At 65.2% G+C, this 18,905-nt stretch carries 16 protein-coding genes; 8 read left to right on the forward strand and 8 right to left on the reverse strand.

The features are described 5' to 3' along the window. Positions 1–144: 144 nt before the first annotated feature. Entirely contained in the window at positions 145–396 is a 252-nt protein-coding gene (locus ACWW36_RS20650; protein WP_456142568.1) for an SHOCT domain-containing protein, read from the forward strand. Here ACWW36_RS20650 and ACWW36_RS20655 read toward each other — a convergent pair. Genes ACWW36_RS20655 through ACWW36_RS20665 form a run of 3 tightly spaced genes read right to left on the reverse strand, consistent with a single transcriptional unit; the run spans position 338 to position 2,325 of the window. Beyond that, positions 338–520 (reverse strand): hypothetical protein, encoded by a 183-nt coding sequence (locus tag ACWW36_RS20655; protein WP_456137832.1) that lies wholly within the window; start codon positions 518–520, stop codon positions 338–340. The genes ACWW36_RS20650 and ACWW36_RS20655 overlap by 59 nt on opposite strands. Positions 521–537: 17 nt before the next feature. Then, on the reverse strand, positions 538–909 hold the full coding sequence (gene trxA, locus ACWW36_RS20660; protein ID WP_456137833.1) for a thioredoxin: 372 nt from the start codon (positions 907–909) through the stop codon (positions 538–540). 36 nt (positions 910–945) lie between these two features. Then, positions 946–2,325 carry an MBL fold metallo-hydrolase gene (locus ACWW36_RS20665; protein ID WP_456137834.1) on the reverse strand — a complete coding sequence of 460 codons (1,380 nt, stop codon included), beginning with the start codon at positions 2,323–2,325 and terminating at the stop codon, positions 946–948. A gap of 177 nt (positions 2,326–2,502) precedes the next feature. Here ACWW36_RS20665 and ACWW36_RS20670 point away from each other — a divergent pair, with 177 nt between their 5' ends. Genes ACWW36_RS20670 through ACWW36_RS20685 form a run of 4 tightly spaced genes read left to right on the forward strand, consistent with a single transcriptional unit; the run spans position 2,503 to position 4,735 of the window. After that, entirely contained in the window at positions 2,503–3,111 is a 609-nt protein-coding gene (locus ACWW36_RS20670) for a rhodanese-like domain-containing protein (RefSeq protein WP_456137835.1), read from the forward strand. Continuing rightward, a complete protein-coding gene (locus ACWW36_RS20675) occupies positions 3,108–3,983 on the forward strand; it encodes a sulfite exporter TauE/SafE family protein (protein WP_456137836.1) in 876 nt (291 codons plus the stop codon). Before ACWW36_RS20670 ends, ACWW36_RS20675 begins: the two co-directional genes overlap by 4 nt. Positions 3,984–4,040: 57 nt before the next feature. After that, positions 4,041–4,310, forward strand: coding sequence for a metal-sensitive transcriptional regulator (locus ACWW36_RS20680; RefSeq protein ID WP_456137837.1), 270 nt, complete (start codon positions 4,041–4,043; stop codon positions 4,308–4,310). Positions 4,311–4,333: 23 nt separating this feature from the next. Beyond that, positions 4,334–4,735: a DUF302 domain-containing protein gene (locus tag ACWW36_RS20685; protein WP_456137838.1), complete on the forward strand. Its 402-nt coding sequence runs from the start codon at positions 4,334–4,336 to the stop codon at positions 4,733–4,735. Here ACWW36_RS20685 and ACWW36_RS20690 read toward each other — a convergent pair. Continuing rightward, positions 4,732–4,986, reverse strand: a complete 255-nt coding sequence (locus ACWW36_RS20690; protein WP_456137839.1) for a hypothetical protein — start codon at positions 4,984–4,986, stop codon at positions 4,732–4,734. The two genes, ACWW36_RS20685 and ACWW36_RS20690, sit on opposite strands and share 4 nt — an antisense overlap. 192 nt (positions 4,987–5,178) lie before the next feature. Between ACWW36_RS20690 and ACWW36_RS20695 the strand changes: the two genes are divergently transcribed. Then, complete coding sequence (locus ACWW36_RS20695) at positions 5,179–5,583, forward strand: nitroreductase (protein ID WP_456137840.1); 405 nt, start codon at positions 5,179–5,181, stop codon at positions 5,581–5,583. Positions 5,584–5,614: 31 nt separating this feature from the next. Here the strand turns inward: ACWW36_RS20695 and ACWW36_RS20700 are convergent, their stop codons facing one another. The 3 genes from ACWW36_RS20700 to ppsA are packed head-to-tail and all read right to left on the reverse strand — an operon-like array spanning position 5,615 to position 12,835. After that, positions 5,615–7,939 carry a heavy metal translocating P-type ATPase gene (locus tag ACWW36_RS20700; protein WP_456137841.1) on the reverse strand — a complete coding sequence of 775 codons (2,325 nt, stop codon included), beginning with the start codon at positions 7,937–7,939 and terminating at the stop codon, positions 5,615–5,617. An 8-nt stretch (positions 7,940–7,947) separates the two neighbouring features. Beyond that, positions 7,948–10,557 (reverse strand): magnesium-translocating P-type ATPase, encoded by a 2,610-nt coding sequence (gene mgtA, locus ACWW36_RS20705; RefSeq protein ID WP_456137842.1) that lies wholly within the window; start codon positions 10,555–10,557, stop codon positions 7,948–7,950. A gap of 7 nt (positions 10,558–10,564) precedes the next feature. Further along, complete coding sequence (gene ppsA / locus ACWW36_RS20710; protein WP_456137843.1) at positions 10,565–12,835, reverse strand: phosphoenolpyruvate synthase; 2,271 nt, start codon at positions 12,833–12,835, stop codon at positions 10,565–10,567. Positions 12,836–12,992: 157 nt separating this feature from the next. On the opposite strand from ppsA, the gene ACWW36_RS20715 reads away from it, so the two are divergent. Both ACWW36_RS20715 and otsB read left to right on the forward strand, forming a co-directional pair. After that, on the forward strand, positions 12,993–13,961 hold the full coding sequence (locus ACWW36_RS20715; RefSeq protein ID WP_456137844.1) for a 1-phosphofructokinase family hexose kinase: 969 nt from the start codon (positions 12,993–12,995) through the stop codon (positions 13,959–13,961). A 28-nt stretch (positions 13,962–13,989) separates the two neighbouring features. Further along, positions 13,990–17,949, forward strand: coding sequence for a trehalose-phosphatase (otsB, locus tag ACWW36_RS20720; protein ID WP_456137845.1), 3,960 nt, complete (start codon positions 13,990–13,992; stop codon positions 17,947–17,949). Here the strand turns inward: otsB and ACWW36_RS20725 are convergent. After that, entirely contained in the window at positions 17,946–18,830 is an 885-nt protein-coding gene (locus tag ACWW36_RS20725; RefSeq protein WP_456137846.1) for a universal stress protein, read from the reverse strand. The genes otsB and ACWW36_RS20725 overlap by 4 nt on opposite strands. Positions 18,831–18,905: the final 75 nt, after the last annotated feature.

Below are 18,905 nucleotides of genomic sequence, written 5' to 3' on the forward strand. Positions count from 1 at the left end.
AGCTGGTGGAACCCCGAAGAGGGCCATTAGTCCTTCGGTCTGATGTCGGTAGTCCCATACGGCGGCCTAGAGCATTTCGACTCTGTGCGAATGACGCGGCGACGACGACGATGGCAGTCAGCGTTGTCCGAAGGAGTGATCAAGATGATGTTCTGGTACGACCATGACATGGGTTGGTGGGGGTACGCCGGCATGGGGATCGGCATGATCTTGTTCTGGGGTCTGCTGATCGCGGGGATCGTCGGGTTGGTGATGTTTCTATCTGGCGAACGGCGGACAGGGCAGTCCCCGCCCACGCCGGAGCAGATATTGGCCGAGCGCTTTGCGCGAGGCGAGATCAGCGAAACCGAGTACCGAGATCGGCTCGGCGCGCTGCGCGATCCTGCCCACCACTGACGGGATCCGGCCGGCAGCTACATCGTTCGCTAGCCGGTACGGTCCTCATGACCTCGTCGACGTGCTGACCACAGCCCGCCCACCCGGTCTTTCCGCATGTGCGGCACGGCACGGGGTAACACATAACTCCTCCTGAGCGGATTAGGGCGTGGCCGCGGCTTTGCGCGCGGCGATCTCAGCACGCACATCTTCCATATCGAGTCCCTCAACCTGGCGGATCAAGTCCTCGAGCATGTCGGGAGGCATAGCGCCGGGCTGGCGGTACACCAGCACCCCGTCGCGGAAGGCCATCACCGTCGGGATCGACGTGATGTCGAGAATGGCGGCGAGCTCCGCTTCGGCTTCCGTGTCGACCTTGGCGTGCACGATGTCGGGGTGACTATTCGCCGACCGTTCGAAGACGGGCCCGAAGGCCCGGCACGGCCCGCACCACGATGCCCAGAAGTCGACGAGCACGATGGGGTTATCCAGGATCGTCGATTCGAAATCGGCCAAGGTTAGATGGGTCGTCATTGTCCTCTCCTTCTAGATAGCTTGGGGTGCAAGCGGTTAGGCGATCGCATGGGCGTCAAGCCATGCGTTGTATCCACCGTCGAGGTCCGACACGTTGTCGAAACCATGTGCGCGCAGCAGCGAGGCCGCCACACTGGACCGCCAGCCACCGGCGCAATGGACCACGATCGGCCTGTCGGACGGCAACAGGTCCAGTCGGTTCCGCAACTGGGCCAACGGGATATTGACCGATCCCGGGATACGGCCAAGTTCGACCTCGCCAGGGTTGCGGATGTCGACGAGGATCACAGCGTCCTCGGCGAGCAGCCCGTCGAGTTCGGCCGGGCTGACGCGTGGCGCAGTCCGCACGAGGTCCGACAGTTCGACCGGGAACCCGCCGTTGCGGTCCACATTGAGATACCCGATGGTGTTGTCGGAGCCGACGCGGGCCAGCCGCAGCGCGGCGTCCTGTTCCTCACCGGGGTAGGCGATCAGCGCGATCTCGTCCCCGATATCGGCGACGATGCCGCCAGTTTCGGCGAAGCGGCCGTCGAACCCGACGTTCACCGACCCACGCAAATGGCCTGCGGCGAAGTCGTCGACGCTGCGCGCGTCCAGCACCCGGACACCGTCGGCGAGCGCCTGACGGACCTGCGCCGGGTTCAACTCCGGGATCGTGCGAGTCCGGTCCAGCAGCGGGTGAACCCGTTTGTTCATCGCTGCGTCGACGGAGAAGTACGCCGGAGCCGCGGGCTGGCCGTGGGTGATCACGGCGACGAAGTCGTCTTCGCGCATCGGCTGCACGGACGGGTTTGTCCGGCGCTGCTCGCCGATGGTCGACGTCAGCTCGGTCGACAGGTTCTTGCCGCACGACGAGCCCGCACCGTGGGCCGGCATGACGGTCACCCCATCTGGCAGCTTCATGAGCTTGTCGTGGATGGAGTGATACATCGCCCGCGCCAGATCACTGGTGGAGCTCGCGCCGATGTTGACCAGGTCGGGCCGGCCCACATCTCCGATGAACAGCGAGTCTCCTGTCAGAACAGCCTTGGGTTCGGCGCCGGGGTGCTCGCGCACCACCACGCTGATCGATTCCCACGTGTGTCCGGGGGTGGACAGGATTTCCAGGTCGACCTCGCCGAGTGAGATGTGCTCCCCGTCGGCCAGCCGGCGGATGGGGTAGTCAGTCTCGGCAGCCTCCCCGAACCCGATCCACGCGCCGGTGGCGTCGACGAGTTCCAGGTGCCCGGAGACGAAGTCGGCGTGGAAGTGGGTGTTGATCACCCCTTCGATGGTCAGGCCGTACTTGGCGGCATCGTCGAGGTAATCCGTGATGTCGCGGCGCGGGTCGACAACGATTGCGCGGCCGGTGGTTTCGTCTCCAATCAGGTACGACGCGTGGGACAGGCACTCGATGTAGTACTGCTCGAGGATCATCGTCTCTTCCTTGCTTATCGGTTCGGGCTACGCCTATTTACATATACCCCGGTAGGTATTACAAGTACCCCAGGGGGTATAACTATTCCTACCACTTTGATACCCCATGGGGTATGTGTATCATGAGGATGAATATACCCCATAGGGTATCCAGTCGACAACAGATCGGAAGACCGAATGAACACACGAATGCCGGCCACGATCGATTCTGCAGACCTGCAACGTCTGCTGGATTCGCCGACGCCGCCACGAGTGATCGACGTCCGCACGTCCGGGGAATTCCAGACCGTTCACATACGCGGCGCCTACAACGTTCCCCTTGACCTGCTGCGCGAGCACCGCGACGAGATCGTCTCGCACATGGATCAGGATGTGGTACTGGTGTGCCGTTCCGGGCAGCGTGCGACGCAGGCCGAGGAGACGCTGCACAAGGCGGGCCTGACCAACGTCCACATCCTCGACGGCGGGATTACCGCCTGGGAGGCAAAGGGTTTCGCGGTCAACCGGGGTGCCCAGCGCTGGGACCTCGAGCGGCAGGTGCGGCTCGTTGCGGGCCTGACCGTCGCCGTGAGCGTCCTCATCAGCGTCGTCGTACCCGGTGTCCAGTGGCTGGCCTTCGCGATCGGCGCGGGGCTGAGCGTTGCGGCGCTGACCAACACATGCGCGATGGGAATGCTGCTCGCCCGGTTGCCCTACAACAGGGGCGCGACATGTGATGTGCGGACCATGGTGGCGCAGCTCGCCGAGCCGCCCACCGGTCAGACGACGGCGAGCGTACGACCATGATCGGCTTGACGATCGCGCTTGCGGTTCTTGTCGGCGCGTCACTCGGCTTGCTGGGCGGCGGCGGTTCCATCCTGACCGTGCCGCTGTTGGCCTACGTCGCTGGAATGGAGATCAAGCAGGCCATCGCCACCTCTCTGTTGGTGGTCGGCGTCACCAGCGCAGTCGGCGCGATATCGCATGCGCGGGCGGGGCGTGTCCGCTGGCAGACCGGGCTGGCCTTCGGCGCTGCCGGCACGGTCGGTGCTTATGCCGGCGGCCTGCTTGGCCGGCTCATACCCGGAACCGTTTTGATGATCGGCTTTGGCCTGATCATGATCGCCACCGCCGTGGCGATGTTGCGTGGACGGCGGGGCGGCGTCGCCGCCGATACCTGTCGATCGCTACCAGTGATCAAGATCGTGCTGTTGGGTCTTGGCGTCGGCGCAGTCACCGGTTTAGTGGGCGCCGGCGGAGGTTTCCTCGTGGTTCCCGCGCTAGCGATACTCGGTGGCCTGCCCATGCCCACGGCTGTCGGCACCGCTTTGATGGTCATTGCGATGAATTCCTTCGCAGGCTTCGCGGGCCACCTGGGCAGCGTGCACATCGATTGGGCGGTCGCAGCGGCGGTTACCGCTGCGGCACTCGCGGGCGGATTGATCGGCGCACGCCTGACCGCGGTGGTGAGCCCCGACGGCCTGCGCAAGGCATTCGGTTGGTTCGTCCTGGCAATGTCCTCCGTCATCTTCGCCCAAGAGGTGCACCCGGCGGTTGGCATCGCCGCGGCCGCGCTGACCATGCTCGCCGGCGCAATAACGTTCGCGTGCACCCGATATGCACGCTGTCCGCTGCGCAGGCTGAGCGGCCGGCAAGCCGTCGCGGCCGCGGCGACCTGACCAGTCGTTATACCCCCACGGGTAACATGGAGCAGGGCTTGAGAAAGGAGTCAGACGATGGTTGGTGACGAAGACGCCATCGCGGCGGTGCTGAACCGGCTGCGTCGCGCTCAAGGGCAGCTGGCGGGAGTGATCTCGATGATCGAGCAGGGTCGCGAGTGCAAGGACGTGGTCACGCAGCTTGCTGCGGTCTCACGTGCGCTTGACCGCGCTGGTTTCAAGATCGTCGCGACTGGTTTGCGTGAATGCGTGACCGGTGAAAGCGCCGACGGCACAAAGCCGATGACCGAAGCCGAACTGGAGAAGCTGTTTCTCGCGCTTGCGTGACGAGGCAGGGGAGAGGAGTTGACATGGGCATCGCCCTGTCCACCGCATTGCACACGTCTTTCGAGGAGGCAGTTCGTCGCACCCGTGACGCGCTCGCCGAACAAGGATTCGGCGTGCTGACCGAAATCGACGTGCAGGCAACGCTGAAGGCCAAACTCGGCGAGGACATGGAGGACTATCTGATCCTCGGCGCGTGCAACCCGCCCCTGGCACACCGCGCGATCACCGTCGATCGCCAGATCGGCTTGCTGCTGCCGTGCAACGTCGTGGTCCGCACCGATCCCGCGGACGAAGGCACCGTTCTGGTCGAGGCGATGGATCCGGAAGTGCTCGTGGAGGTGACCGGTGACGCCGAACTGCGCCCAGTGGCCGACGAGGTCGGGACGAAGCTGAAGGCCGCCATCGAGGCGCTTGGAGCCGGCTAAAGGCTGGGCGGTTCCAAGATGCCCCTGCGTAATGCCGGGCCGATGTTGGTCATGACGCGGTCGAGCAGCGCGTCATACGCCGACCCGTCGTAGGCGAAGTCCGTGAGCCCGCGATGCTCGAGGTAGGCGTCGATGCGCCGGTCGATCGGCCAGTCGCAGTAGGTCTGGCTGGTGAATTCGGAGCGCAGAAAGCCCCATGCGATCGTGTCGAGTTCTTGCTTGGTGAGCTCACGTGCCTTAGTCGGCGCCATAACGTCCCCTTCGGGTTGCATTCAACGCCTTCATCGTTTGCGAGGCAAGAGGTGCGGCAATAGGGAAGAAAGTCACCATGCACCCGCGAAACGGCTCGGGTTTGCTGTGCTCGTCCCGCAGGGTAATTGGTCCTCGCTGTGCTGTCCGGTTGACCCTTCCGGACTCGGCCGTTGGCCGTGAAGCATGAAGCGATGTCCACCGATACGACCAGCCGGTTCCGGGACGCCGTTCGTGCGTTCAACAAGCGCGTACTCAATCCGGCGATGATGCATCTTGCGGGTCGCAAGCACTGGTATGCCGCGGTTATCAGGCATACGGGACGGCGGTCAGGGAAGAGTTATGCCACACCGGTCGTGGCCGACCGCGTGACAGACGGCTTCATTCTTCCGCTGCCGTACGGCGTGGGCGTCGACTGGCTGCGCAATGTGGTCGCCGCGGGCTCGGCGACGATCACCGCTGACGGTCAGACATACGACGTCGTCGAGCCGGAAATCATTGACGCGGGGGCGGCCTTGCCGCAGATGTCGGAGCGACGACGTCGCGCCCTTTCACGCTTCGGCATCGAAGACTACCTGAAAGTCAAGCTGTCGAAATAACCTCGGCGACAAGCGAATACAGGATGAATGATCACGTTGTGCTTTCCGGTTCGTCGTCGGTGAGGGTGAAGTAATTCTCCTCCTCCTGCAGAAAGTGCAGCCGCAGCAATGCGTACAGGCCGTACAGGCACGCGAGCAGATCTTCGACCTGGTCGGGCTGAATTGCCTTGTCCGCCTTGGCCAGCGCGACATGCGTGCCGATCCGATCGGCCAGTCGATGGATTTCGGCGTGGGTTCTGCTCATGGTGGCGGTGGCCTCACCGCTGCCGAGCGGACGGGCCAGCGCAGGGTAGAGCCGGGTCTCCTCGGCCTCTTCGTGCGGCAGGATCCGATCGGTGAGGACGGCGTGCGCACGTATCAGCGATTGCAGCGCAGCGGCGTCTCTGCCTGTGACCAATTGATCGGCGGCGTCGCGTAGCGACTCGACGGTGTCGCGCAGATCATCGTGTTCGGCGGCGAACCGCCGCAACATCGTCTCGGTTTCAGCAGGCAATTCGACCTCTACGGCCGGGTCACCACGCAGCGCACGCAGCGCGTTGAGGATCACCGCGACATCGATGCCCTCCTGAAGAAGGGCGCCAGCGGCGGGCGGCAACCAGCCAAGCGCGGCAATCGCCATGGCTAGCAGGGACAGCGCCATGCCGACCACGGCGCTTTGCACGGCGATACGCCGTGACCATCGGGCGATGTCCATCGCATCGGCCAGACGATCGAGCCGATCGGTGGTCAACACGATGTCCGCGGCTTCGGAGGACGCGGTCGCGCCACGTGCGCCCATGGCGACACCGACAGTCGCGGCGGCCAATGCGGGTGCGTCGTTGACTCCGTCACCGACCATCACGGTGACCGCGCGCTCACGTTCAGAGCGCACGGCGGCGACCTTGTCGGCGGGGCTCTGCTGGGCGTAGACCTCGTCAAGGCCGAGTACTGTCGCGACTTCGCGGGCCGGCTCCCGGCGGTCACCGGTCAGCATCACCAGGCGGTTGAACCCGGCTGCTCGCAACCGTCGCACTGTTCGGGGCGCATGGCGGCGCAACGGATCTCGCAGCAGCACGGCACCGACCAGCTCACCTTCGACGCATATCCACACGATCGCCGCCGAGTCCAGTGTCGCCCGGTTCACAGCGGCCCTGGCCCACTCCGCGTCGACGGCATCGGGGGGTAACTTGCCGACCTGAATGCGGCGCTCGTCGATCGTTGCGGTGACGCCGCGTCCCGGTTCTTCGACGACGTCTCGCGGTAACGACAGTTTCAGGCCCCGCGCGAGGGCTTCGGTGACGATGGCTTCGGCCAGCACGTGCGGCGACATCTGGTCCACCGATGCCGCCATCCGGAGAACCTCGGCGGTGTCGACTCCCGGTGCGGCCAACACGTCAACCACCGACGGCCGCCCCATGGTAAGGGTCCCAGTCTTGTCCATCACCAAAGTCGTTGCATTGCCGAGGCTTTCCAACGCGCCGCCGCTGCGGATCACTACACCCTGACGCGATGCCCGCGACAGGCCCGAAACGATCGCCACCGGCGCAGCGAGCAACAGCGGACACGGCGTTGCCACCACAAGGACCGCCACGGCGCGTACAGCCGAACCGCTGGCCAGCCACGCGCCGCCCGCGACGAGCAACGCCAGCGGCAGAAACCACGCGGCGTAGCGGTCGGCCAGTCGCACGATCGGCGCGCTGTCTGCTCCGGCCTCTTCTGCCAGTCGCACGATTCCGGCATAGGTGCTGTCCTGTGCCGTTGCCGTGGCACGCATTTCGAAAGCGGTGCCGGCGTTTACCACACCGCTACGAACCGGCTCACCGGCGCTACGTTCCACTTGCAGCGGTTCACCGGTCAGCACCGATTCGTCCAAGACGGCGAGCGCGTCGGTGATCCGTCCGTCCACCGGCACCACCTCGCCGGGCCCGACGACGAGCAAATCGTCTACTGCCACGTCGGCGATCGGTATGACGTTCACCTCGGAGCCGACCCGGCGGCGGGCGAATCGGGGCGCATGTTCGAGCAGTGCTCGCAGATCGTGAGAGGCGCGGCGCTCCGCGGCGGCTTCTAGTGCACGCCCGCCCGCAAGCATCACGGCAATCAGCGCCCCCGCGATGTACTCGCCGACAAGCAAGGTGCCCACGAGTGCCAGCACAGCGATCAGATCCACCCCCGCCCGCCCGCGCCGCAACGCCGCAACCACCCACACCACGGCCGGCACTACAGCCACCAATGTTCCGGTGATCCAGCACCATTCGGCTACGTCACGCCATCCAGCCAGCCACGCGATCCCGCCGGCCGCAAGCGCGCCGACCGTGAGCGCCACAAGGACTGGCTCCACCACTGAGCGCCATCGGGATACAAATACGCCGAGCATTTGTCCTCCTACGCCGCGGACGGCAGGCGGCCGGGATGACTGAAGCGGGCGGCACGGCGGTGGATGCGGTGCTCGCGGCCGCGGGTGCGGCGTGGCGCTCCGGCAAGGTGCATCGGATCGGCGTAGAACACCGTCTTGGTGACCTCGACAAGGACGAGGTACCCGACGGTGAGCGCGACCAGGGCGGTGAAGAATTGCCAGGGCAACGGTGTGAACCCCAGCCCATGGGCCAAGGGAGACACCGTCAAGAAAACACCGGCGGCGACGACGGAGAATGTCGCCAATGTCAGCAGGCCGCCGGGTCTACTACGTAGGAACGGCACTCGTCGAGTCCTGATCGCGAAGATGATCAGCGTTTGTGTCGCAAGCGATTCCACGAACCAGCCGGTCCGGAACTCGACGGGTCCGGCGTGCAGTAAGCCCAGCATCAGCCCGAACGTCAGGAAGTCGAACAGCGAACTGATCGGGCCGAAGGTCAGCATGAACCGGCGGATGAACGCGATGTTCCAGTGCGACGGCGCATGCAGCTGCTCGCCATCGACGCGGTCGGTGGGGATCGCCAGCTGAGAGCTGTCATAGAGCAAGTTGTTCAGCAGGATCTGGCTCGGCAGCATCGGCAGGAACGGCAGCACCGCCGAGGCGGCTGCCGCGCTGAACATGTTGCCGAAATTGCTTGACGTACCCATCAATACGTATTTGATCGTGTTGGCGAAGATACGCCGGCCTTCGGCGACGCCGGATGCCAGCACGCCGAGATCCTTTTCGAGCAGCACCACGTCGGCGGCATCCTTGGCCACGTCGGTTGCGGTGTCGACCGAGATGCCGACATCGGCGGCGTGTAGGGCCAGGGCGTCGTTGACACCGTCGCCGAGGAATCCGACAGCGCGGCCGGTGCGCCGGATCGACGTGATCAGCTTGGCTTTCTGCTCAGGCGAAATCCGGGCGAAGATGGTTCGGTCTCGGGCCGCGGCGTCGAATTCGGCTTCATCCATCCGTTCCATCTCGGCTCCGCTGACGGTGCCCTTCGACGTCAAACCCAAATCAGCACATACCTTCTCGGCCACTCTCGGGTTGTCGCCGGTGGCGACTTTGACCTCGATGCCCAGCGCCGCCAGCTGCGCGAGCGATCCCCGCGCAGCGGCCTTCGGGTTGTCTGCGAAGACAAGAAAGCCGTCGAGCGTGAGGCCGCATTCGTCGACGGCGGTGATCGACTGCAGATCGGGTGCCGATCGGCTGGCCACGGCGACAACGCGGCGGCCCTCATCGAAGAGCGTGGACAGGGTGCGCTCTGCGGTGTCGGGCACGGTGTCGCAACGGGCCATCACTTGTTCTGGCGCGCCTTTCACCACCAGAACCCGGCCCATGGTGTCGTCGACCAGTGCCGAGGTGGCCCTGCGGGTGTGGTCGAACGGCAGCAGCGCGATGCGGTTGACTCCGTCGATGCCCGGCCGGTCGGCCCACAGCGCAGCGTCAAGCTCGTTGGCGCCGACTCCGCCGATCGCCGGATCGACATCGGAAGCCAGCAACCCACAACGCAATACGGATTCCGCATGCTCGCCGGCCGGGTCGACGGCGTCAAGTAGCGTGAGCCGTCCTTCGGTCAGGGTGCCGGTTTTGTCGGTGATCAAGATGTCGATGTCACCGAGATCCTCGATGCACACCAGCCTCTTGACCAGGACCTTGAGCCGGGCCAGCCGTCGCGAACCGGACGCCAGGCTGGTGCTCACCACGGCGGGCAGCAGCTGTGGCGTGATTCCGACAGCGATCGCCAGGCCGAACAACAGCGATTCGATCACCGGCCGCCGCAGCAGCAGGTTAGTGATGATGATGACCACCGTGAGCGTGATCGCCACGCGCAGAAGGAGATACGAGAAGCGGCGCAAACCGGCCTGAAAGTCGGTTTCCGGCTGGCGCTCGCCGAGCCCGGCGGCGATGCGCCCGAACTGGGCGTTGGCACCCGTGGCGTAAACCACCGCGGTGGCTTCGCCTGCGCTCACCACCGTACCCATGAACGCAAGGTTGGTGGCATCGGCGAGAGCGACGCCGCCCGGGGCGGGCCCGGTCGACTTCTCTGTGGCGGTCGACTCGCCGGTGAGAATGCTCTCGTTGCATTCGAGCCCCGTGACATCGATCAGCCGAACGTCCGCGGGTATCAGTTCGCCCAGCGAAAGCTGAATGACGTCACCGGGTACCAGCTCGTTGACGTCGACCTTGGTGAGGTGGCCGTCGCGTCGCACCACAGCGTTGTGGCGAACCCGCGAATGCAGCGCTGCACTCGCACGTTCCGCGCGGTATTCGTTGACGAAACCAAGGCCGATACTCACCAGCAGGATCACGCCGATGATGGTGGCCTGCGTGCTGTCGCCGAGGAAGAACGACAGCACTGCGGTGGCTGCCAGCAGGCCCAGTACGGCGTTGTTCAACTGGCGCAGCAGGACTGCGGCAGCGCTCACTCTGTGTGTGCGTACCGAATTCGGACCCACCCGGGCCAACCGCAGTCGCGCTTCGGCAGAAGACAATCCGTCGGCAGAGGTGCTCAGCGAGCGCATCACGTCGGCGAGGGGTGCCGCGGTTACGTCCTTTTCGGTCGGTATCGCCTCGCCGATAGCCAATGACACGCCGGACTTACCGAACCGATTCCAGCAAGAGCCGCCGTTCCGCCGCGGCGATCGTGCGCCGCGCGGCGTTTACGGCATCAGGATTCACCGACACCGACGTGATGCCCATCCGAACCAGGTGTTCGGCGAACGCCGGTTTGGTCGACGGTGCCTGACCGCACAGCGACGACGTGATCCCGAACTTGCGTGCGGTGCCGATGATCTGGCCGATGGCGTCGAGTACTGCGGGGTCGGATTCGTCGAACAGCTCCGCGCAGATATCCGAATCGCGGTCGACGCCCAGTACGAGTTGGGTGAGGTCGTTGCTGCCGATCGACACCCCGTCGATACCCATCCCGATGTACTCGGGCAGCCAGTGCACGACCGACGGTACCTCGGCCATCACCCAGCGATGCAGTCCGCGTTGGCGGCCAAGCGGGCTCGCGTCGATGAGCGACAGGCACTCCTCGAGCTCCCAGCGGGTGCGCACGAATGGGATCATCACGTGCACGTTGGGCGACTGCTCGCGCACCTGTGCCAGCGCCTGCAATTCGAGGGCGAACAGGTCGGGCTCCTTGACGTATCGGTAGCAGCCGCGATATCCGATCATCGGATTGTGTTCGACAGGCTCGTAGGCATCGCCGCCTTTGAGGCCGCGAAACTCGTTGGTGCGGAAGTCGGTTGCCCGGTAGACAACGGGCCGCGGCGCGAAGGCGGCGGCGATCCGGCCGACCGACGCGACCATCCCGTCGACCAAGGCACTCTGTTCGCCGTGCGCCATCAGGTCGCGCGGGTGGCGTCCGCCGAGCGCCTCGGTGAGCATGAACTCCGCGCGCAGCAGTCCGACACCGTCAACCGGCTGGGCGGCAACGGCTTCGGCGGACTCCGGCATGGCAAGGTTGACATAGATCTTGGTCGCCGTCACCTCGATCTGCGGTTCGGCCGGTGCGCCCCGTTCGGACACGGTTACCGTGGGCGCGGCCTCGACGCGGCCCGCTAGGACGCGGCCATGGGCTCCGTCGACGGTCACGGTCGTGCCGTCATGCAGATCTCTGGTGCCGGTGCGGGTGCCGACGATGCACGGAACTCCCAACTCGCGGGCCACGATTGCGGCGTGACAGGTCATGCCACCGCTGTCGGTGACCAGCGCCGCCGCCCGGCGGATGGTGGGCAGCCAGTCCGGATTGGTCATCTGCGCGACGAGTATCTCTCCTTCGAGCAAGCGTTCACCGTCGGCGGGGGTTTCGAGCACCCGCACCTTGCCCGACGCGATCCCGGGCGCTGCCGCCAGTCCGCGGGCAAGCACGGCGTGCTTCTCCGAAGACGGTGCCGTCGTGTGGCGCAGCGTGGTGATGGGCCTGGCCTGTACGAGATACGTCTGGCCGTCGGATGTGGCCCATTCCGTGTCCTGCGGGTTACCGTTGTGCCGCTCGGTCGCGATCGCCAGTTCGGCAATGCGTTTCAGCTCGGCGTCGTCGAGGACCCTGGCATCGGCCTGCGTATCGTCGAGGTCGACGACCTTGTCGTTGCCATCGGGCCCGCGGACGATCTTGAATGCCTTGTGCCCGATGCGGATGTCAAGCACCTCAAGAGTTTCCTTGGAGACGATGTATGTGTCGGGCTCGACCTCACCGGACACCACGACCTCGCCAAGTCCGAACGCGCCCTCGATGACCACGCGGTCCTCCGCGCCGTTGCTCGGATCGGCGGTGAACGCGACGCCGGCTTTCTCGGAATTGATCATCTTCTGGACGACGACCGCCATCGCCGGATCGCCGGTGAAGTCACGGCTGGCCCGGTAGGTGATGACCCGCGGGGAGAACAGTGACATCCAACAACGGAGTACGGCGTCGATGAGGCCGTCCTCGCCGCTGATATTGGTGAAGGTCGCGTTCATCCCGGCGAACGATGCATCGCGGCCGTCTTCGCCGGTCGCCGACGATCGCACTGCCACGACCGCGTCCGCGCCCAGCGCACGGTAGGCCTCAAGGACGGAATCGCGCACGGAGTCGGCGACACCGGCCTTCTGCACGAGGCCTTGCAGCCGCTCGCACCTTTCCGTCAGATGGGTGGTGTCGGCGACGTCGGCCACCGCCTCGCGATGAAGGGCGCTCAAGTCTGCATCGACCCCGCCTGCGCGCATCGAGTCTCGAAAGCAGTCGCGCAGCAGGACGAAACCCGGAGGAACGGGCAGCTTGGCGGCGACCATCTCACCCATGTTGGCGCCTTTGCCGCCGGCTTCCTCCGCATCGGAGATTCGCAACGAAGAGATATCGCGGACGTATGTGTTCTCGTGCATGCGACCAGCCTGTTCTGCCGCGATTCACCGACATAGCGTCCGAGGACCATTGCACCTGCGGTGAAAGTCACGAACAGTTAGGGCATAAGGTCCCTAACCACGGACTTGGGACTTCGGTCCCTACCGCCTGAGCACGTCACGTAGTCGGATCAACGCCATGGACTCGACGAGCGGAGCAACGATCGTCACGTTGACGATGAACCCGGCGCTCGACATCAATACCGACGCCGAGGTGGTTGGCCCGACCGACAAGATCCGCTGCGGACGAGCGAATTACGACCCGGGCGGTGGCGGTGTCAATGTTGCTCAGGTGGCCCACAACCTGGGAGCGCCGGTCTCGGCGGTCTTCCCTGCCGGCGGTGCGACTGGAGCGGCATATACCGACCTGCTCGCCGAACGCGGCCTGCCGTATCGGTGCGTCCAGATCGACGGCTCGACGCGAGAAAGCTTCACTGTCAACGAGATCAGCACCGGATTGCAATACCGGTTCGTTCTGCCGGGGCCAACCCTGACCTATATCGACCAACAGCAATGCCTCGCCGAACTGCGCGCCGCGGCGACGGCCGCGCGCATCGTTGTGGCCAGCGGCAGTCTCCCGCCGGGCGCACCGGTGAACTTCTACCAACAGGTGGCGCTCGTCTGCCGTGATCTGGGCGCGAAGTTGATTCTGGACACGTCCGGCGGCGGTTTGCGGCACATCACGTCAGGAGTGTTCCTGCTCAAGGCAAGTGTGCGGGAACTGCGCGAATGTGTCGGTCGTGAACTGGTGACCGAGGCCGAGCAGCTGGACGCCGCACACGAAATCGTCGACTGCGGGCAAGCCCAAGCCGTCGTGGTATCCCTCGGTTCCGAGGGTGCGCTGCTCGCCACCGCACGAGAAAGCTTGCGGTTCAGTGCGATTCCGATGCGGGCGGTCAGCGGGGTCGGCGCAGGCGACGCAATGGTCGGCGCGATCGCCGTCGGGTTGAGCCGAGACTGGACGCTTGGCGATTCGGTTCGTTTCGGTATCGCGGCCGGCGCGGCCATGATGATGACTCCCGGCACGGTGCCGTGTTCACGGGCGGACGTGGAAAGGCTTTTCGAGGTCGCTGACGAGCCGGTGAGCGTGGGCGCCGTATGCGTGTAATCCGTTCTCGACAAAGGGAAAGCGGCCAATGAATACCACGGTGACGATCGACCCGCGATTGCACGACGCGGTCATCTTCGACCTCGACGGTGTGGTCACCGATACGGCGTCGATACACGCGGCGGCGTGGGCCGCCATGTTCGACGATTTCTTGCAGCGACGCCCGGCGAGCGCCGGCGAAAACCACCAGCCTTTCACCGAAGACGACTACCGGCACTTCGTCGACGGCAAACCACGATTTGACGGCGTGACCGATTTCCTGTCCTCGCGCGGAATCTCGCTGCCTCAAGGCCGCACGTCGGACACCACCGAAGACACCGTGTACGGGCTTGGCAACCGCAAGCAGCAGCTCTTCCTCGAGCGGATCCACGCCGGTGTTCCCGTCTTCGAATCGACCGTTGTGCTTGTGCGCAGGCTGGCCGAGGCAGGCGTTGCGACTGGCGTGTACTCGTCGAGCCGCAACTGTGAGCAGATCCTCAAGGATGCCGGTCTGGCCGACCTGTTCGCAGTCCGCGTCGACGGGGTGGTGGCCGACTCCCTCGGGCTGCCGGGCAAGCCCCATCCCGCCGTCCTGCTCGAAGCCGTCAACAGGTTGGGCGCGGTGCCGGAACGGTCGGTGGTGATCGAGGACGCGGAGGCTGGAGTTGAGGCCGGCCGAAAAGGGGGTTTCTCGCTCGTCATCGGCGTCGACCGCACGTCGCATCCCGAGGAGTTGCGTCGTTCCGGCGCCGATGTCGTGGTCACCGATCTCGCCGCGGTCGCGGTGCGCACTGGTGACAAACGCATGTCATTGCTGCCGAACGCGCTCGACTCCTACGGCCAACTGATCGGCATCGTCGCCGGCCGAAAGCCATTCGTATGCCTGGACTTCGACGGCACGCTGTCCGAAATCGTTTCAGATCCGGACGCCGCGACCCTCGTCGACGGTGCGGCAAAGGCCCTCGAGCACCTGGCGGCACAATGCCCCGTCGCGATCCTGTCCGGGCGCGATCTGGCCGATATCCGCGACAGGGTCGGCCTGCCGGGAATCTGGTATGCCGGCAGCCACGGCTTCGAACTGGTGGGTCCTGACGGCAGCCACCACCACAACGACGCGGCCTCGGCCGCGGTGCCCGTGCTGGAAAGGGTGGCGGCCGAACTGCGCGAGGAACTCGGCGAGATACCCGGCGCGCGGGTGGAGCACAAGCGCTATGCCGTTGCGGTGCACTACCGCAACGCTCCATCGCAGCGTGTCGGCGACATCGTCGCGGCGACCCATCGGCACGGACAGCGAAACGGCCTGCGGGTCACCGGCGGCCGCAAGGTGGTCGAGCTACGCCCGGACATCGACTGGGACAAGGGCACCGCGCTGGAATGGATCCGCGAACAGATCCATTTGACCGGCCGTGTGTTGCCCATCTACGTCGGTGATGACCTCACCGACGAAGACGCCTTCGACGCGATCCGATTCGACGGCGTCGGGGTCGTCGTTCGCCACGACGAGGACGGCGGTCGTCCGACGTCCGCGCAGTTCACCTTGAACAATCCTGACGAGGTGTGTGGATTCCTGCGGCGGGGCGCCAACTGGATGGCCTATGAACAGCAGACGTCCGACGAGGCGTGGACGCTGACCTTCGACGGTTATGACCCGCGCAGCGAGAAGCTTCGTGAGGCGCTGTGCACGGTCGGCAACGGCTATTTCGCCACCCGCGGTGCCGCGCCGGAGTCGAAGGCCGGTCAGGTTCATTACCCGGGAACGTATGCCGCCGGTGTGTTCAACCGTCTCGGCGACATGGTCGGCGGCAAGATGACCGAACACGAAAGCTTGGTGAACCTGCCCAACTGGCTTCCGTTGACGTTCCGCATCGACGGCGGCGAATGGTTCGACATCGACTCGGTCGAATTATTGTGTTACCGACAAGTTTTCGACCTTCGCCGCGCGGTCCTGACTCGTGAACTGCGGTTCCGGGACGCAGGGCGCACGACCTCGGTGACACAACACCGGTTCGCCGCCATGCACATGGCCCACGTCGCAGCGCTCGAGACGATCATCGTCGCCGAAGACTGGTCTGGCACGCTCGAGGTCCGCTCGACGCTGGATGGCGACGTCGGCAACCGTTTGGTGGAGCGTTATCGAGACCTGGCAAGCGTCCATCTGACCAAGCCGCAGACCCGTGAGCTGTCGACGAATTCGGTGTTGTTGGCGGTCGAGACGACGCAGTCGCGGATACCGCTCGCGCTGGCGGCGCGGACGACCGTGTGGCGCGACGGACTGCCCGCGCCGGCGAGGTATCGACTCGTCGACGACGATTTCGAGATCGGCCACGAGATTCGAACGGATCTGTCAGCGGGTCAGTCGGTCTCGGTGGAGAAGGTCGTCGTCGTGGTCACCGGCCGCGACGTCGCGACGTCGGCACCCGCCGACGGAGCCGAACGTCAACTCGACCGCTTGGAGCGATTCGCCGAGATTCGCGATGCCCATGCACTGATGTGGGCTCATCTGTGGGAGCGGCTGTCCATCGAATTCGATGACCACACAGACGAATTGCGTATCCTGCGACTGCACCTGCTCCATCTGTTGCAAACCGTGTCATACAACAGCGAGGAGCTCGACATCGGTGTGCCCGCCCGCGGACTGCACGGCGAGGCCTACCGCGGACACATCTTCTGGGATGAACTGTTCATCTTTCCCGTGCTCAACCTGCGGCTTCCGACCGTCACACGCGCGCTGCTGCGTTACCGATACCGGCGGCTGCCCGAGGCGCGGCGTGCGGCCGAACTCGCCGGGTATGACGGCGCGATGTTCCCATGGCAGGCAGGCAGCGACGGGCGCGAGGAAAGCCCCGTCCTGCATCTGAATCCGCGCTCGGGCCGATGGAATCCCGATCCCAGCCACCGCGCGCATCACATCGGGATCGCCGTGGCATACAACGTTTGGCAGTACTACCAGGCCACCGGTGACCTGGCGTATCTGATCGACTACGGCACCGAGATGCTGGCGGAGATCGCCCGGTTCTGGGTCAGCCGGGCGACGTACGACAGCGAGCGCGATCGCTACAGCATCAACGGCGTCATCGGCCCCGACGAGTTCCACGCGGGGTATCCGGACAGGCCGTACGACGGCGTCGACAACAACGCCTACACCAATGTGATGGCGGTCTGGGTGATCCTGCGTGCGGTGGAGGCGCTCGAGTTGATGCCGCTGCCGAACCGCCTCGACCTTCGTGAACGGCTCGGGCTGACCGACGCGGAGCTCGCGAAATGGGATCACGTCAGCCGCCGCATGTTCGTCCCGTTCCATGACGGTGTGATCAGTCAGTTCGAGGGTTACGACAAACTCGCGGAACTGGATTGGGATTCCTATCGCGCGCGCTACGGCAACATTCAGCGCTTGGATCGCATGCTGGAGGCCGAGCAGGACGACGTGAACCGGTACAAGGCGTCCAAACAAGCCGACGCGTTGATGTTGTTGTTCCTGTTGTCCTCGGACGAGTTGCGGGAGATCCTCGACCGACTCGCCTATACCTTTGGCCCCGACCAGATACCGAAGATGGTCGACTATTACCTAGGGCGGACGTCGCACGGATCGACACTCAGTGGTGTGGTCCACACATGGGTGCTCGCGCGCGCCAACCGCGATCGCGCGATGGAGTTCTTCGAGCAGGTGCTCAAGTCCGACGTCGCGGACATCCAGGGCGGCACCACTTCCGAGGGGATCCACCTCGCGGCGATGGCCGGCAGTGTCGACCTGGTGCAACGGTGCTTCACGGGTTTGGAGATCCGCGGCGATCGCATCGTCCTGTCACCGCATTGGCCCGAAATGCTTGGCGCACTGGGCTTCCCAATCCACTACCGCGGCCACCACCTGCACATCCGGGTCAGCGGTAAGGGTGCCGAAGTCAGCGTCGACCCGCGAGACGTCCCGCCTGTGGCGATCGAATGCCGCGGCCGCGTCGAGCAACTCGCGCCGGGCTGCACCATTCGGTTCCCGAACGGCCCGTCGCACTAGGCCGGGCGGGCCACGATCACCGGCATACGGGCCGATTGAACGACGGCCGCGCTGACCGATCCGAGCAGCATGCCGGCAAAGCCGCCGCGGCCGTGACTGCCCACGACGACCAGTTGGGCCGCCTCGGAATGCTCGACGAGTTGACGGGCAGGCCGGTCGCATACGACGTGGCGATGAACCGTGACATCGGGGTAGCGCTCCTGCCACCCCGCCAGCCGCTCAGCCAGGACCTCGTCCTCCGAGTCTTTCATCCTCGACCAATCCATGCCGGGAAAGCCCATCACCCCTCCGTCGCTCCAGGCGTGCAGCGCAATGAGGTCCACGCGTCGCCGTGACGCTTCGTCGAAAGCGATCGCCGTCGCCAGTTCGGACGTCGGTGAGCCATCGATGCCGACAAGGACGGGAGCCTGCGCGGGATACGGCATCATCGGGTCTTCGTCGTGAATGACCGCCACCGGGCAATGCGCATGCTGGACCATGCCGGCACTGACCGAACCGAGAATGCTGCCCAGTGCCCCTTGGCCGCGGCTGCCGACCACGGCCATCTCGGCGTCCTTCGATACGTCGATGAGGGTTGGAACGGTGGCCGAGTAGTACATTTCGGTTCTCACCTGGATGCGGCCACGTCCACCCGCGGCCTCGTCGGCGACCCTGATTGCATCGTCGAGGAACTGGTGTCCCCGTTGCTGTTGCCATTTGCCGAAACCAGCCGGCAACGGAGTCCGGAGCCAGGGCGCCACGACTCCGTTCGCGACATGGACAAGTGTGAGCGCGACGTTGCGCATTGCGGCATCGCGTGCCGCCCAGTCGACCGCAACCTTCGAGGCGGGCGAACCGTCGACTCCGACGACGATTCCGGGACGTTCGATCGATGCGGTCATATTCCGACGGTAGGGCCCGGCGAGCCCCATCTACATGGGCCGTTCGTCACCAACGCGATGGCCGTTGGGCCCGGT

The organism is Mycobacterium sp. MMS18-G62, from assembly GCF_053877835.1.